We start from the raw sequence: 15,259 nt of genomic DNA, 5'->3' as shown, positions 1-15,259 counted from the left end.
GCTATTCGTCCTCGTCGTAAGGCCGCTGTGGAGGCGGCGGAGCAATGTAGCGTGGTGGTGGCGCGGCGCGACCGCGCGGAACCTGTTGCTGCGGCGGCATCTGATTGTTGGATTGGAATACCGCGCGGCAGCCGCTCGAGAGCTGCGGCGTGTTCTGCTGCAAGCAGGCCACAATGCGGTTCACATCGGGAATCTGATCGCTGCACAGGCGCCACACATCAGGTGTACATGCCATCTGCTGTTCCATCGTGCCGCGGTATTCCTGCGCGGATGCAGCGCTGTGCGCCACGATGCCGCCGACCGCAAGCGCCACACCTAGCGCGATCCGCTCTGTTCGCATGTCCAGATCCTTCCCAACTCTCTCGAATTCTCTTCAATCAATGAGACGCGAGCTTGTTCTGGACCAACAACAAAATGTGAAAAGCGCGACTGGAACCATGGCAGCTCCCGCTGACGCCTTGGTCCGTGGCGCCCCAGCAACAGGGCAGAAGCAAACCGGCCTCTTGCGCCTTTCGCCATAAGGCATTTCGCCTGACGCCAAGAATCATCACGGCGCTCCCGCTAGCAATGGGCTGCAATGAGGGGAATGTCGATGCCGACTGCAAGACCGGTCTGTGCGCAAAACGTCGCCACGGCCGCAATCTTTCGCCGCAAGCTGCTGGTCACCACCGCGCTGGCGCCCCTCGTGCTGGCCTTCCCGGTCCTGACGTCCAGCCCGGCGCGCGCCGCCTGCACCGTGGCAGGCACCGGCACGATCGGCGCACTCAATTCGGGCGATGTCGCAACCTGCACCGGCCTCGGCAACACCGATCACATCAACGCCACCGGCCGCACCAACGTCACCGTCAATGTCGGCGACGGCACCACGACATCGCTGCTGCCCGGCGCCGGCATACCTGCGATCGTTTTCGACGGCACCATCGCCTCGCATGTCACCGTCAACAATCAGGCGACAGTCTCGACCTCCAGCGGAGCGGTTCTGCTCTCCAACGGATCGACCCACAACAATGTGACGGTCGCCGCCGGTGCGATCGCGGAGGGTACGGGCAACGCCGAAGCAGCCATCGTCATCGACAATTCGAACGACAACCTCCTCAACATTCGCGGGACGGCCGTCGGCACCGGAGGAAACACGACGGGACTGCGGATCAGCGGGACGTCGAGCGGCAATGTCGTCCTCGTCTATGACAGCGGATCGATCGGCGGCGGCCATACCGGCGTGCAATTCATCGCCGGCGGCAATTCGCTCGTCAATGGCGGCACGATCTCCGGCGGCTTCTTCATCGCCATCCAGGGCTCTTCCGGCAGCGACACCATCTTCAACGCCGGCACCATCTCGGGCGGCGGCAGCGGAGCGATCGAGCTGAATGGCGGCGATGATCAGCTCGGCCTCGCTCCGGGGGCGACGATCACCGGGAATGTTCGCGGCGGGAGCGGTACCGACACGCTGAACTTCGGCAGCATTGGCAGCGCCACGTTCGACCTCGGCAATCTCGGCCCCGGCCTGCAATATGACGAGTTCGAGCAACTGAAGAAGAACGGCAACTCCGTCTGGACGCTGACCGACACCACCGCCTTCAACGGCGCGACGACAGTGGACGCGGGCGGGCTGATCGTGAACGGCACATTGCCCTCGGTCGTCACGATCAATGGCGGCTATCTCGGCGGCACCGGCACCGTCGGCGGAATCGTCGTCAACAATGGCGGCATGGTCGCGCCCGGCAATTCGATCGGGACGCTCAACGTCAACGGCAACGTCGCCTTCAATGCCGGCTCGACCTTTCAGGTCGAGATCAACCCCGGCGGCCAGTCCGACAGGATCGCAGCGACCGGGACCGCGACGCTCAACGGCGGCACGGTGCAGATCGTGCCGCTCGGCGCGGGCTTTATCGCCAATACGCAATACACCATCCTCTCGGCGGCCGGCGGCGTCAGCGGCACGTTCGCGGCGCTCACGAGCTCCGGCAGCCCGCTGCTCACGGGGCAGCTCAGCTACGATGCCAACAACGTCTATTTCCTGCTGAAGCAGATCGGCGGCTTCGGAACGTTGTCGGCGCTGACGCCGAACCAGGCTGCGGTGGCCGGCGCACTCGACCAGGCACAGCTCGGCGGCGCATCGGGACCGCTGGCCACTGCGATCAACACACTCGCCGCGCTCAATACGCCAGGCATCAAGGCCGGCCTCGACGACCTGGCCGGTCAAATCCACGCCGATGGACGCCGCTTCGTTGCGGATCAGGCCGACATGTTCCAGAGCTTCATGTGGAATGCCGGGACGCAGTCGCGCGGCGAGACCGTTCGGATGACCGCGTCCGCCTACGCGCCGGAGCCCAGGGACCCGATCGGCAAGGCGCTGAACCGCCGCCGCGCGGCGCCGATGCAGAGCGTCTGGTTTGGCGGCTATGGCAATTGGGACAAGGTGGCCGCGAGCGACATTGCCTTCGGAACCAACACGACCATCGCCGGCGCCGCGCTCGGTGCCGACCTCTGGCACATGCCGGGCTTTACGGCAGGCCTCGCGGTCGGCGCATCGACCGGCCAACTGCGAATGACCGGCCGCGCCGACCGTATCGAGGCCAATGCCGGGCATGCCGGCGTCTACGCGCGCGGCGAAGCCGGCGGCTTCAATCTCGCATCGGCGATCAGCTATTCCTTTGCGGCGCTCGACTCCTCGCGCACGATCGCGTTCCTCGGCGAGACGGCAACTGCCGCCTCGCGTGCAAACACCTTTGCCGCTTCGCTGGGCATCTCGCGACCGTTCCAGACCGGATGGGGTCTTGTCGCCGAGCCCTTTGCCAAGGCTGATTGGTACGCGACACGCCAGGGCAGTTTTTCAGAGGCAGGTGCGCCGGGGGTCAATCAGCTGGTGCGAGGCGGCAGTTTCGACCTCGGCTATGGCACGGCCGGCCTGCGCGGCAGCCAGCGCATGATGATGCCGAATGGCCACGCGGCACAGTTCGGCGCGACCATTGCCGTTCGTCATGAGTTTACCGGCAGCGCGGCAACCACGACGGCGGCGCTGGAAGGCGCACCCGGCATTCCGTTCGCGATCACCGGCGTCGAGCGCGCGCGCACGGTGGCGCTTGCCGGCGCCGAAATCCGGTGGGACCTGACGACCGCGACATCGTTCAAGGCCTCGTACGAGGGCGCGTTCGCGCCGGGATACGACCGTCACACGCTGCGCGGCCTGGTCCGCAGCGAATTCTGAGCGGCCCTACTCCACCTTGCCAATCTTCTTCACCGCCGCGATCAGCCGCTTGCTGTCGGTCGCGACGAACTCAGAGAAGGCCGGCGCGTCCTGATAGGCGACGAGGCTGCCCGAGGTCTCGAATGCCTTGAGCACATCAGGGCTCGTCATCACCTGCGTCATCGCCTCGCGCAGGCGGATCGCGATCGGCGCAGGGAGAGCGCTCTGCGCGAACAGCCCGGCCCAGATGTAAAACTCGACATCCTTGTAGCCGAGCTCCTGGAAGGTCGGCACATCAGGGAAGCTTGCGATGCGCTGCGCGCCGCAATTGCCGAGCACGCGCAGCCTGCCGTCGTCGACCTGCGGTTTCAGCGTGCCGGGTGCAGCGGTGATCGCCTGCACGGTGCCGCCGAGGATCGCGGTCAGCGCAGGACCTGCACCGCGGAACGGCACGTGCAGCAGTTTGATGCCGGCGCTGCTCGCGAACATCTCCATGGCCACATGCAGCGTGCCGTACGGCCCGGACGAGCCATAGGCGATCTGGCCCGGCCGCTTCTTCGCATCCTCGACGAAATCCTGCGCGGTTCTCCAGGGCGCCGAGGCCGGCACCGCGAGCAGCGTGGGATCGGCGAGCACGCGCGCAATCGGCATGAACTGCGACACCTCGTAGGCGACGGGTCGGTCGAACAGCCGGTCGGCCTCAGGGAGCACCACGAGCGAGGACAGCGTCATCAGCAGCGTGTAACCGTCGGGCTCGGCACGCGCGGCCGCGGCATTGCCGACCGATCCGCCGCCGCCTCCCGCCCGGTTGTCGACGATCACAGGCTTGCCGAGAATTCGCTCCAACGCCGTCGCGACCGGTCGCGCAGCGAGATCGGCCTGTCCGCCGGCCGGGAACGGCACGATCATGGTGATGTTACGCGAGGGGTAAAGAGCTTGGGCAAAGCTTGATCGAGAGCAAGCGGCCTGTGCGAGGGGCAGCACGGCAGCGGCCTTCAGAAGTTCGCGGCGGTTCATTGGTGGGTACCTCCCCGATTGTTTTCGTGATTGGGAGGCAGCCTAACCGGAATGGATTGTGTTGCGATAGCCGTGCGCTTGCACCCTCCCCGGCGGGGCCTGGAGGGGGCGGCCGGTTGGCCGCATCTCCCCAACTACTGCGACTGCAACAGGGTGGGCAGGCTCTTGTCGAGGACGTTGCCGAGCAGTTGCCGCGTCGACGCGCGCATCACTGGATTGTTGGCGGCTTCCGGCGGTTCTGGCCACTGCGCCCAATCGATACGCAGGGTCGGCGGCCCGGTCATAAAGTTGCTTCCGCTGATCGAGCCTTCGCCGCTCTTCAGAATATCGAAGCTTTGCCCGTCATGAACGTAGATCCGTATGACCGCGTAGATGTCGGCGATGTCGTACAGCGGGCTGACCTTCATGACACCGATGCCGAAGAATCCACCCTGGCGTATTCCCTTGATCACGACGACATAGCGTTTGCATCCGGCCTGACCGGCAACTTGGCGGACGATGGCGCCGGCCTTGTCGCTGCGAACGAACATGCCAAGCCCGGGATCGTAGGAACTGAATGCGGATCTATCGGCAGCGATCCTGCGGACGACAAAACCAGAGCCGACCGCGGCCCTCACACGTTCGACAACGAGGTCATCGAGCCCGAAACCGTCGACCGGAACCTCCTTGTTCTCGTTGCCGAACACGGTCACGCCGATCTTCTTCACGATGAAGCGATCGCCCAGCAGCGATATCACGCCGACGCACGGTCCTGCAGCTTGCGGCGTGGACTGCGAAGCAGGTGCCGGCTTGGGAGGCGCGTTCTTTGCCGGCTTGGCAACCGTCGCCGGCTGGTTGGTTTGCGCCTGCGCGGGGCCGGCCAGGCACAGTGCGAAGAGGAAGAGGCAAATAAGACGAAGCATCATGTAGCGGTCGTCGGGTTGTTGAGAAACGGGAAGCAGGAAACAGAACGCGGCGCGGGTATAGACAACAAAGTTCATGACCGCAACGCGAGGGCCCTAGCGTTTCTTCAACTTGGCAAACTGCCTGGGCAAAAACTCCGTCAGCGGCAATGCCGCAGCCGCACGCAAGAGACCGCGTCGATCCATGATTTGCCCTCGCCTGATTTTCTTGTTTCGCTGCCAGGCTAACGCGCCAGGCGGCAAGAACAAGACGTTTACGAAGCGTTAGCCATATCGGGCTCCTTCAGGAACGCATGTCCGGGCCCGCTGTTGCCTTCCCAGGGAGAGTGGATGATGCGGAATCTGGCGACTATCGACGTTGCGCTGGACGAGATGCTGGTGAATCTCGCAGCGATCGTGTTGCGGCTTTCGACGCCCGAATTGACGGGAACGCCGGAAGCGCGGCGCGCGCTGGCGCGATCCGTCCATCAATATGGTGTGTGTGCGGCGCGATCGAGCGACCCACGCGTTCACGAATTGAAGGCGCAATTGGAGGGGACGCTGAAGCCAAGCCTGCGCGTCGTCGCGATCCATGGCGTGAAGGTGTCGTAGTTCGTCATTGCGAGGAGCTCTTGCGACGAAGCAATCCAGAATCTCTCCGAGGAGACATGCTGGATTGCTTCGCTGCGCTCGCAATGACGGAGAGCGTTGAAGCCGCGCGCGCTCCTACGACGCTTTGCTTTTCCCGCGCGGCCGCCGCTTGCATGTGCCCGGCAGCTTCGCTGCCAGGAAATCGGCGAGCGCTTCGACGCGCGCGGGGCGGGGGCCGCCGGGCGGGGTCACGAGGTGCACGGCGCCTTCGGCCTGTTTCCAGTCCTTCAGGATGACCTCGACCTCGCCTGACGAGATCGCCTCGCCGACGATGAATTCCGGCAGCTCGGCGATGCCGAGCCCCGCGATTAACGCCGGCATCACGGCTTCGCCGTTGTTGACGCGAAGCTGGCCGCCCGGGCGCACGCTGGCCTGCTCGCCGGCCGAATTGGTGTAGTGCCAGGCGTTGGGCGTGGAGAGATAGGCGTAGCTGAAGCATTTGTGCGCGGCGAGATGCATCGGGTGCGTCGGCCGGCCGTGCTTCTTGAGATAGGACGGCGCGGCGACCGTGTAGCGCGGCATGGTGAAGAGCCGCCGCGCGATCAGCGAAGAGTCCGGCAGCCGCGCGATCCGCACCGCCATGTCGAAACCTTCGCCGATCAGGTCGACGGTCGCATCGCTCAAATGCAGATCGACGGAGACTTCCGGATAGGCCTGGAAGAACTCGGGCAGCAGCGGCGCCACCGCCTTGATGCCGAACGTCATGGGGACGGCGAGCCGCACCAGGCCGCGCGGCGCCACCGACTGCGCCAACGCCTCGTTTTCGGCGGCCTCGCCGTCGGCCAAGAGGCGCGTCGCGCGTTCGGCCAGCTTGTGGCCGGCATCGGTCAGCGCGAGCCGGCGCGAGGTGCGGTTGAACAGCCGCGCGCCGAGCCGCTCCTCCAATCGCGTGACCGCCTTGGACACCGTGGCCTTGGACATCCCGAGCTCGCTCGCAGCCCCCGCAAATGATCGCAGCTCCACGACTTTGGCGAAGATCGCGAGCGCTTCGAAATCTGGAAGTTTTGCCATGGCAGCCGGTCCTGATGGGGCATTTAAGGAAACAATGCGTTTCGACAGTTTCTATTTCTATACCACAGGCGAAGGCTTATCCAACAGGTCAATCCGACATCAAGGAATTGCACAGATGATCGAACTCAGACCTTTCGCGAAGCTCGGCGGCGCCGATCACGGCTGGCTCAAGGCCAAGCATCATTTCTCGTTCGCTGGCCATTACGACCCGAACAACATGGGCCACGGCGCCTTGCGGGTGTGGAATGACGACGAGATCGCGCCCAACACCGGCTTTCCCGCCCATCCCCACGCCAACATGGAAATCATCACCTATGTGCGCGAAGGCGCGATCACCCATCAGGACAGCCTCGGCAACGAGGGCCGCACTGAAGCGGGCGACGTGCAGGTGATGAGCGCCGGCAGCGGCATCCGCCACTCCGAGTACAATCTCGAGCCGACCAGGACGCGGATCTTCCAGATCTGGATCGAGCCGGCGATGCGCGGCGGACAGCCGACCTGGGGCTCGAAGCCGTTTCCGAAGGCAGACCGCTCCGGCAGGCTCGTCACCATCGCGAGCGGCTTTGCGGGCGACACGGACGCACTGCCGATCCGCGCCGATGCCCGGGTGCTCGCCACCACGCTGAAGGCGGGCGAGAGCGCGGAGTATGAGCCGCAGACGTCGCGGCATCTCTACCTGGTGCCGGCGGCAGGCGCCGTCGAGATCAACGGCGTCCGCGTCAATGCCCGCGACGGCGCTGCGATCCGCGACGAGGCCAAGCTGAAGATCACGGCGCTCGAAGATTCCGAGCTCGTGCTCGTCGACGCGGCGTGACGAACAAGCAACCAATCACCTCACCCAATCCCAACGGAGACCACCATGACAAAAGTTCTCGTCCTCTATTATTCCGCCTATGGCCATATTGAAGCGATGGCCAATGCCGTCGCCGAAGGCGCGCGCGAGGCCGGCGCGACCGTTGACATCAAGCGCGTGCCCGAGCTGGTGCCGGCCGAGGTCGCGAAAGCCTCTTACTACAAGCTCGACCAGGCCGCGCCGGTCGCCAAGATCGAGGACCTCGCCAATTACGACGCGATCATCGTCGGCACCGGCACCCGCTTCGGCCGCATGGCCTCGCAGATGGCGGACTTCCTCGACCAGGCCGGCGGGCTCTGGGCCAAGGGCGCGCTGCACGGCAAGGTCGGCGGTGCCTTCACGGCCACCGCGACCCAGCACGGCGGCCAGGAGACCACGCTGTTCTCGATCATCACCAACCTGCTGCATTTCGGCATGGTCGTGGTCGGCATGAACTACGGCTTTGCCGGCCAGATGAAGCTCGACGAGGTCACGGGCGGTGCGCCCTATGGCGCCACCACGATCACCGGCGGCGACGGCAGCCGCCAGCCCAGCGCCAACGAGCTCGCCGGCGCGCGCTATCAGGGCCGCCAGATCGCGGAGACCGCCAAAAAGCTGCATGGATGATGCGACCCGGGCGGCATTCTCAGCCGGGAATGCCGCCCCAATCCGGGATCGGGATACGGTCACCATTAAATCTGCGTGATGTCGGCGTGAGGCCGAACCGGCTCCGTCGGTAGAGGTGCGGGCGCCGTCGAAAGCCACCAGCCCTCGCCGGCAAACCAGCATGTCTCGTCGGGGACGCCCTCTCTCCGCAACGACTGCACCCCTTCCCAACCTTTCGTGAACGCCTCGCCCAATCGCCGGCCGGCCTCGGCATCCTGCAATCCCGCGCAGCCGATGAATTGGGCGCGGCTGAGGAATTTCGCCGGCCAGATCGCACCGTCATCCGGCCGGGTGATCATCAACATGCCGCCGAGCATGCCTTCGGGCGCGAGCGGAAACACCAGCCGCCCGCCGGGCCGCAGCACATTGAGCCATTCCGCCGCCGGCTGTGCCGCGCCCGCGCAGACATAGATCACGTCGGCCGCCGGCAGATCCGCCGCGATGCCCGAGCGTCCGCGCACGTCCACATGGGCGACGTCCTTCAGATTGTCGCGCGCAAGTCCCACCAGACGTTCATCGATCTCATAGGCGTGAACGCGACCGCCGGGACCGACGAGATGCGCGAGAATCGCAGTGTAATAGCCACTGCCGGCGCCGATCTGGACCACGGTTTCGCCTTCCTTCACGGCGCAGCCGCTGAGCCAATAAGCGTGCGCACCGGGCATGCCGATGTTGAGACCGCGCGCCGGGTCCAGCGCCAACAGCGCGTTCTGATAGAGGAAGGCGGGATCATCGTCAGGCGTGACCACATAGGGATGACCGCCGAGACAGATCGACCACGGCCCGGGCCCGGCGAACGGCTCGCGCCTGATGGTCCGAAAGGCCTGTTCGAGGCGAGGGTCTGCAGCCTTCGCAGCACCGCAAATCAACTGCGCATAGAATGCACGATATTTTGCCGAACGGTCTTCCATGTCGCCTCCGCGGAATGGAAGCGACGATAACACAACGAGGACGATCATCGGAAGGCTTGCGCAATCGCGGCCTTTGTGACGGCGCGTAGCCACGCCTCAACTCCGTTCCATTTTCTTCCTGACGAGGTCCTTGCCGATCGGCCGCACGGGTTCGCTCCGTAGCACCAGCGAGGTCGTCACAGCACCAAAACCGGCGATGCGATCCACGATGGTCTCGAGATCCTCCGGCGCCGGAACGAGCACCTTGAGCACGAAACAGTCATCGCCCGTGACGCGATGGACTTCGATGATGTGAGGGATTTCGCTGAACCGCTTGAGGCAGGTCTTAATGTGCTCGTGCGAGGTGCGCAGGCGCACCAGCGCCATCAGGCCGAGCCCGAGAGCGCGCGGGTTGATGCGGGCGCCATAGCCCTCGATGATGCCGGCTTCCTCGAGCCGCTTGACGCGTTCGGACACGGCCGGCTGGGACAGCCCGACGGAACGGCCGAGCTCGGACAACGGCACGCGCGCATTGGCCTGCAGCGCCTCGAGGATCTTCAAATCCTTGGCATCGATGCTCCCGAAGCGATCCAAACTCAATTCTCCGTTCCACCTTGAGATCATCGGCAGATGGTCGATTTCGCCGATGACTTGCCATGTGATGCAGGACCGCGATCGGTCACACTGCGGTCACCTCAGATATCACGGGACGTTCATGCACGACATCATCACATTGCCCGGGCTCGGCGGCTCCGGAGATACCCACTGGCAGACGCTATGGGAGCTCGCTGACGCGCGCTTCACGCGATTCCAGCCGGCGAGCTGGGACCAGCCGGAGCTCGACGACTGGGAGCAAGCCCTGGAGCACGTGGTCGCGCGCTGCGCCAGGCCGCCCCTCCTGGTCGCACACAGCCTCGCCTGCCTTTTGGTGGCGCACTGGGCCGCGCGCTTCCCTTCCGCGATTGCGGGCGCCTTTCTGGTCGCCGTGCCCGATCCCGATGGCGGCCATTTTCCCGCGGAGGCCGCAGCGTTCAAGCCGGTCCCCGGCGGCGCGTTGCGCTTTCCCGCGCTGATCATCGCGAGCACGAATGATCCATATGGAGCGCTCGAGGTGACACGGCGGCGGGCGCAGGACTGGCAGTCCGGCCTGATCGTGCCGGGCGCGCTCGGCCACATCAATGCCGCGAGCGGGCTCGGCGACTGGCCGCAAGGACGCGCGTTGCTGGATGCTTTCCGGGCGGGCCTTCCGAGGTGATGGCGAAACAGACGGCGCCCGTCAGCGCGCTCCCTTGCCCATCGCCCTCGCCGCGAGGGAGGCGAGCTTCGGATAGCGCCGAAGGCCCTGCGCGGCGTGATCGCGCCAGGCGAAGGGCCGGCCGCGCCAGGACAGCGCGACGCTGACATCGGTCAGCGGCACCCTCTCGGCGCCGAAACGGCGCTTGTAGGCTTGATTGCCGACGCTGAGGTCGAAACGGCGCACGCCCAGTGCATGCAGCGCAGCCATGGTGCGCTCGATGACGAGCAGACCCGGCGAGCAGTTCGACCATGGATCGCCGGCATGGCTGATGCGCAGCAAGACATAGGTCGCACCGTGCTTGACGCCAAATGCGGTGGCAACGACGCCTTCGTCGCAGACCAGCGCCGACACCATGGCATAACCTTCCGCGAGCCCGTCGTGAACGACTGCGCGATAGAATCGCGCATGGGTCTCGTCGTTGAGAACGAACCGCGAGCCGAGCTTTTGCATGCGTGCCTGCTGCTGGAGATCCATCACGTCCAACAGCTCGTGCGCACGCCCGACATCGGCGGCGATCTCGAACCGCGCACCGGCAAGACGGCTGAAGACCCGCCAGCAGCGCGGCATCTGCAGGCGCTTGATCGCGGCCTGATAGCCGCCATAGTCGTCGCCCATCAACACGAGATTGCCGTTGAGCGAGGAGGATCCGATCCGGCCGAGCGATACCAGCGGGTTCGGCTTGCCGCCGACCTCCGCCGGCATCTTCTTCAGGCGGAGCAGATCGAAACGGTCGGGCAGAGCGCGTAGCGCGCCGATCAGCGCCGTGTTGATCGCGTCCGTCGCGCCCGCATCCAACGCGGCATCGAGCGCCAGGATCGGTGCGTTGTTGTCGGAGACGCCGAGGTCCGCGAACTCGACGATGCGGATGCCGCGCCTGACATGGCTGATCATCGGCACGATTGCGATGTCCTTGCCGGTGGCAGCATCGGAGATCACGGCGATCAGTGGCGCGACGTCGTGAAACGACTCGTACCAGGCGCCGAGCCAGTCGGCATGCTGGAAGGCGGTGCGGTGCCCGGCGCTCAGGCGCGAGGCCGCGTGCCGCCAGTCACGCAGGAAATCGACCGCGATGGCCGACGCGCTGGACGCAAGATCGTCGGGCTGATCAACGCTGAGGAAGGTCATGCGCGGGGCTCGGTCTGCTCGATACATTGGAACCTCGCCAGGAAGTGCAGGCCGGCCGCCGCCAGCGCGAACATGAACCAGATCGGATTCTGTCGTTCGAGCAGGAAGGTCTCGGTGGCACCGTAGTACAGGCCGAACAGCCACACGGTCAGGAACAGCTTGGCCAGTGCGCCACTGCGGCTGTGAGCCTGCGCCGTCTGGAAATTGCGGAGCGGGGCGAGCACGAAGATGAGGATCACCAGCAGCAGCCCCGGAAGACCGATCGTGACCGCGAGATCGAGGTAGCTATTGTGGCTGTGCGCCGCCGATGTCGCCCATTCGGCTCCTTCCGCGGTGGCCCGCGCACTCACGTCGTCCCAGAACGCAGAATAGCCGTGGCCGATGATCGGCTTCTCCGCGACGGCCGCGAGCGCGAAGTCCCAGATCGCGGAGCGTCCGGTGAAGGTGGGATCGAGCGGAAGCAGCCGTGTCATCGCCGCCAGCACCGGACTGACGACACTGCCGACGGTCAACAGGTTCATCGCAACCAGCGGCACGAAGCAGATGAGCCGCTTCAGCCACAGGCTTGGCGTGACATAGACCAGCGAAGCGAGCACGTAGATCGCAAGGCACAGCACCGAGGACGTCTTGCCGCCGGTGAAGATCAGGAAGGTGCCGGCCAGCACGGCGATCACAGGCCCCATCACGAACGAGCCGACGGCGGACAGGTAGATGCCGACATAGACCAGGATGGTCATCACGGCGGAGGCGATATTCTTGTGGCCGAAGCTGCCGCGCCAGTCGCCGGCAAGCTGCGGCTCAGTGACGTCGAGCGCCGTGTGGACCGCATATTGCGGCGCGAGGAAGACGCCGAGATAGCACAGCGCGAGCAGCACGAGCGCGGCGCCGCCCAGGCAAAGGTTGAAGCTGCGCCGCGTCGGCGGCAGCAACGGCAACACGATGGCGAGCGACGTCACGCTAACGGTGAGCACGAATCGCTGCATCGAAACGCCGCGGCTTTCGGAGAACACGATGTTGATCACAAGCCAGACCAGCAGGCAGAGATGCAGCGGCGTCACCAGGCTCTTCAGCGCGAGCGCATCGGTGGCAGCGACACACAGTATAGCGAGCGCAGCCAGCAGACCCCAGGCGATATAGGTCAGCGCCATTCGTCCGCCGACGATCATGGTGACGTCGGGATTGCGCAGGTCCGGGAACGGATCGAGTGTCACCAGCACCAGCAGCAGCGCCCCGACCGCGACGAGGCAGCGCGCCACCTGCACGGCATCGAGCCCTGCGAGGCGATCACGCAGGATATGGCCGAACGATCGGGCCCCGACGTCGGTCATGTTGGCGGCACTGCGGTCCATGGCTCAAGACATTCGGTAACGCCAGTGAAGCTTGGGGTCGCGGCTCAACCCTTCCGAGGCTTCGTCAACGGGTCTTGCGGAGGTCTGCGACATCGCGGGCTGCCGCATGATGCTCCGCGCGATCTCGTAATATTGCAGCGCCCGTTGCTCCAGCGTGAGATTGTCCAGGATGTAGCCGCGCGGATCGAACGCGCCCGCGGTGCACCCGGCCCAGAAATTGTCCCAGCCCGTCTCGAAGCCGGCGATGTCGGTGAACTTGACCCCGCAGCGTTCGTCCCAGTACGGCACCGACGACACCGGCGCGAACTGCACGCGATGCGGATAATAGTCGGGGTCGCGCCATGGCCCGCCCGGATCCCAGGCAAACACCGGCACGCCGCAGGACAAGGCCTGCTGATAGGCGATGCCCTGGCTCTCGCTTTGGCACAGGAAGATCATCGCGCGCGAACGCGCGAGCGCCGCCTGAAAATCGGCTTCCTTGTAGCTGCCGTAGCGCAGCTCCGTGAACGAGCGGCCTTCCTTAACGAGCCGGGCGCGCACGGGCTCAATCATCTCCGACGTGTAGCGCTCGCGGTCCCAGTGGACCTTATCGTAGATCAAGACATCGACGGTCTTTTGCGCTCGAGCCGACGGCGCCCAGAGATTCGTGTCGATGCCGACAGGCCAGGCCTCGGTCTCGGGCCAATATGGCCGGTACATATCGACGTACCAGGGACCGGGCACCACGACCTTCTTCACCGGCAGACGCTTGAATAGATCAGGGTCGTCGAGCGGATGATTGTGGACGGCAGCGCCGAGCAGGATCGGGTTCTTCCATAGGAACTTGTCGAGCAGGAACGTGCGCCCGACGATACAGGCAAGCTCGTGGGGATGTTCCGCGATGTAACCGTAATCGTTGACGCGGTAGCGGATGCCGAGCCGGTCGAGCCCCGCACAGAGATTGAGGAACACGCGCAGCTGGCCACTCATGCGCGGCTCGCCGAGCAACAACCGGCGGGCGATGCGACGCAGATGCCTGTCGCCCGGAAACCAGCGGTCATCCTTGTCCTCGTAAAAGAGGTTCAGGATCATCGTATCGGGGGCGTGTTCGAACGTGTTTGCGGGCACGGGATTCCATCCGCGGCAGTCCGATGCGCATTCTCGCACGAGGCAGTCCGCCGCACTCTTCCAAATTTGCCACAGGCTTAATGCCAGCGGCTTAACGTTATTCTACGAAACCGGCGGCACACGGCCCTTCTCGGCAACGGTTCGAGCGGAATGCGAGTATCATGCGCGCACGCCGGACTTGCAGATCGCCAGCGTTACCAGCGCGGCACATGGGGTCCTGGTTAACGGATCATTAAAGGCGAGCCGTAGCTTGATCACCGCCGAAGAGGTTCTCGAACTGCCAGCCGCCTCCCGCGCGGCAGCGCCGGCGCGCTTGCCGCTTCAGGTCGGCTCGACCACACCGGTATCGGTCGTCATTCCGGCCAAGAACGTTGCGGCCTATGTCGGCGAAACGCTTGCCAGCGCTCTGGCGCAGCGCGAGGTGACCGAGGTGATCGTCGTGGACGACGGCTCGGACGACGAAACCGTTGCGATCGTCCGCGGCATGCGTGACCCGCGGCTGCACTTGTTCCACAACGATTCCGCGGGCGTATCGGCCGCACGCAATCTCGGCGCAAGACAGGCAAGCGGCGAGTGGTTGCTCTTCCTCGATGCCGACGACCGCCTGCGCCCAGGCGCGGTGGCGGCGCTGCTCGCTGCTGCGCGTGGCGCGCCGCGCGCCGTCCTCGTCTATGGCGATTACAACACGATCGACAGCGAAGGCCGCCAGATCGGCCGGCGCGGCCTCTTGAAGGGGCGCCGGAAGCCGTCCGGAGACGTGCTGACGCGGCTCGCCGCCGGCAATTTCATCGTCAATGGCGGCATCGCGCTCGCACGCGCGGAAGCTTTCCGCGCCATCGGCGGCTTCGATACGTCCCTGAAATATTGCGAGGACTGGCATTGCTGGTGCCGCCTCGCTGCGATCGGGGAGTTCGCGTTCGCGCCAGAGCTGTTGCTCGATTATCGTCTTCACACCACCAACACCATGAACGCCGCGATCCGGACGCCGAAGGACTTCTTCCCGGCCATCGCGCGGGTGTTCGATGACGGATTGATCCTGGCGAGATTGCCCGAGCACATGACAGCCGGGCTGCGCCTTGCCGCCGAGATTCATCTCGTCACCTACTCGGCGATGCAAGCGGTCCGCTTCGGCAGGTATCGCCAGGCGTTCGCTTATCTCGCGATGATCGGCCGGCAGTCGCTCAAATCGCTGCCACGCTCGGCAATCCGGGTCGCCCTCGCCCGTTTCGGTATCTAATCCTCGCCG

The 15,259-nt window shown here is 65.2% G+C and carries 15 protein-coding genes; 6 read left to right on the top strand and 9 right to left on the bottom strand.

Features of this window, described 5'->3' with window-relative positions; translation table 11 throughout:
* Position 1: 1 nt before the first annotated feature.
* On the bottom strand, positions 2-340 hold the full coding sequence (locus XF30_RS07575) for a hypothetical protein (RefSeq protein ID WP_109142336.1): 339 nt from the start codon (positions 338-340) through the stop codon (positions 2-4).
* A gap of 252 nt (positions 341-592) precedes the next feature.
* Here XF30_RS07575 and XF30_RS07570 point away from each other — a divergent pair, with 252 nt between their 5' ends.
* Positions 593-3,208 (top strand): autotransporter outer membrane beta-barrel domain-containing protein, encoded by a 2,616-nt coding sequence (locus tag XF30_RS07570; RefSeq protein WP_158284336.1) that lies wholly within the window; start codon positions 593-595, stop codon positions 3,206-3,208.
* A gap of 6 nt (positions 3,209-3,214) precedes the next feature.
* Here XF30_RS07570 and XF30_RS07565 read toward each other — a convergent pair whose 3' ends face one another.
* Both XF30_RS07565 and XF30_RS07560 read right to left on the bottom strand, forming a co-directional pair.
* Positions 3,215-4,204: a tripartite tricarboxylate transporter substrate binding protein gene (locus XF30_RS07565; RefSeq protein ID WP_109142334.1), complete on the bottom strand. Its 990-nt coding sequence runs from the start codon at positions 4,202-4,204 to the stop codon at positions 3,215-3,217.
* Between the two features lie 134 nt (positions 4,205-4,338).
* Positions 4,339-5,184 carry a hypothetical protein gene (locus XF30_RS07560; protein ID WP_146207665.1) on the bottom strand — a complete coding sequence of 282 codons (846 nt, stop codon included), beginning with the start codon at positions 5,182-5,184 and terminating at the stop codon, positions 4,339-4,341.
* Positions 5,185-5,439: 255 nt separating this feature from the next.
* Here XF30_RS07560 and XF30_RS07555 point away from each other — a divergent pair, with 255 nt between their 5' ends.
* On the top strand, positions 5,440-5,697 hold the full coding sequence (locus XF30_RS07555) for a hypothetical protein (RefSeq protein WP_036021169.1): 258 nt from the start codon (positions 5,440-5,442) through the stop codon (positions 5,695-5,697).
* A gap of 114 nt (positions 5,698-5,811) precedes the next feature.
* Here the strand turns inward: XF30_RS07555 and XF30_RS07550 are convergent, their stop codons facing one another.
* Positions 5,812-6,747: a LysR family transcriptional regulator gene (locus XF30_RS07550; protein ID WP_035997402.1), complete on the bottom strand. Its 936-nt coding sequence runs from the start codon at positions 6,745-6,747 to the stop codon at positions 5,812-5,814.
* A 115-nt stretch (positions 6,748-6,862) separates the two neighbouring features.
* Between XF30_RS07550 and XF30_RS07545 the strand changes: the two genes are divergently transcribed.
* Together XF30_RS07545 and wrbA are read left to right on the top strand one after the other, a co-directional pair.
* Complete coding sequence (locus tag XF30_RS07545) at positions 6,863-7,561, top strand: pirin family protein (protein WP_035997400.1); 699 nt, start codon at positions 6,863-6,865, stop codon at positions 7,559-7,561.
* A 45-nt stretch (positions 7,562-7,606) separates the two neighbouring features.
* Entirely contained in the window at positions 7,607-8,206 is a 600-nt protein-coding gene (gene wrbA, locus XF30_RS07540) for an NAD(P)H:quinone oxidoreductase (RefSeq protein WP_109142333.1), read from the top strand.
* A 65-nt stretch (positions 8,207-8,271) separates the two neighbouring features.
* Here the strand turns inward: wrbA and XF30_RS07535 are convergent, their stop codons facing one another.
* Positions 8,272-9,156, bottom strand: coding sequence for a protein-L-isoaspartate O-methyltransferase family protein (locus XF30_RS07535; RefSeq protein WP_192893064.1), 885 nt, complete (start codon positions 9,154-9,156; stop codon positions 8,272-8,274).
* Positions 9,157-9,252: 96 nt separating this feature from the next.
* Positions 9,253-9,729: an Lrp/AsnC family transcriptional regulator gene (locus XF30_RS07530; protein WP_036021132.1), complete on the bottom strand. Its 477-nt coding sequence runs from the start codon at positions 9,727-9,729 to the stop codon at positions 9,253-9,255.
* A gap of 121 nt (positions 9,730-9,850) precedes the next feature.
* Between XF30_RS07530 and XF30_RS07525 the strand changes: the two genes are divergently transcribed.
* Positions 9,851-10,390, top strand: coding sequence for an RBBP9/YdeN family alpha/beta hydrolase (locus XF30_RS07525; protein ID WP_109145614.1), 540 nt, complete (start codon positions 9,851-9,853; stop codon positions 10,388-10,390).
* A gap of 21 nt (positions 10,391-10,411) precedes the next feature.
* On the opposite strand, the gene XF30_RS38410 is transcribed toward XF30_RS07525, so the two are convergent.
* The 3 genes from XF30_RS38410 to XF30_RS07505 are packed head-to-tail and all read right to left on the bottom strand — an operon-like array spanning position 10,412 to position 14,013.
* The gene (locus XF30_RS38410) at positions 10,412-11,557 is read right to left on the bottom strand and encodes a GNAT family N-acetyltransferase (RefSeq protein ID WP_192893063.1); all 1,146 of its coding nucleotides are present in this window, start codon (positions 11,555-11,557) and stop codon (positions 10,412-10,414) included.
* Positions 11,554-12,906, bottom strand: a complete 1,353-nt coding sequence (locus XF30_RS07510) for an O-antigen ligase family protein (RefSeq protein ID WP_109142331.1) — start codon at positions 12,904-12,906, stop codon at positions 11,554-11,556. The genes XF30_RS38410 and XF30_RS07510 overlap by 4 nt, the downstream gene beginning before the upstream one ends.
* A 3-nt stretch (positions 12,907-12,909) precedes the next feature.
* Complete coding sequence (locus XF30_RS07505) at positions 12,910-14,013, bottom strand: glycosyltransferase (RefSeq protein WP_036021091.1); 1,104 nt, start codon at positions 14,011-14,013, stop codon at positions 12,910-12,912.
* A gap of 250 nt (positions 14,014-14,263) precedes the next feature.
* Between XF30_RS07505 and XF30_RS07500 the strand changes: the two genes are divergently transcribed.
* The gene (locus XF30_RS07500; RefSeq protein WP_035997380.1) at positions 14,264-15,250 is read left to right on the top strand and encodes a glycosyltransferase; all 987 of its coding nucleotides are present in this window, start codon (positions 14,264-14,266) and stop codon (positions 15,248-15,250) included.
* Positions 15,251-15,259 lie beyond the last annotated feature (9 nt).

This window comes from Bradyrhizobium sp. SUTN9-2, assembly GCF_003122645.1.
GTDB lineage: Bacteria > Pseudomonadota > Alphaproteobacteria > Rhizobiales > Xanthobacteraceae > Bradyrhizobium > Bradyrhizobium yuanmingense.
The sequence above is the reverse complement of the archived record's forward strand: the minus strand, read 5'-3'. Positions and strand labels throughout refer to the sequence as shown.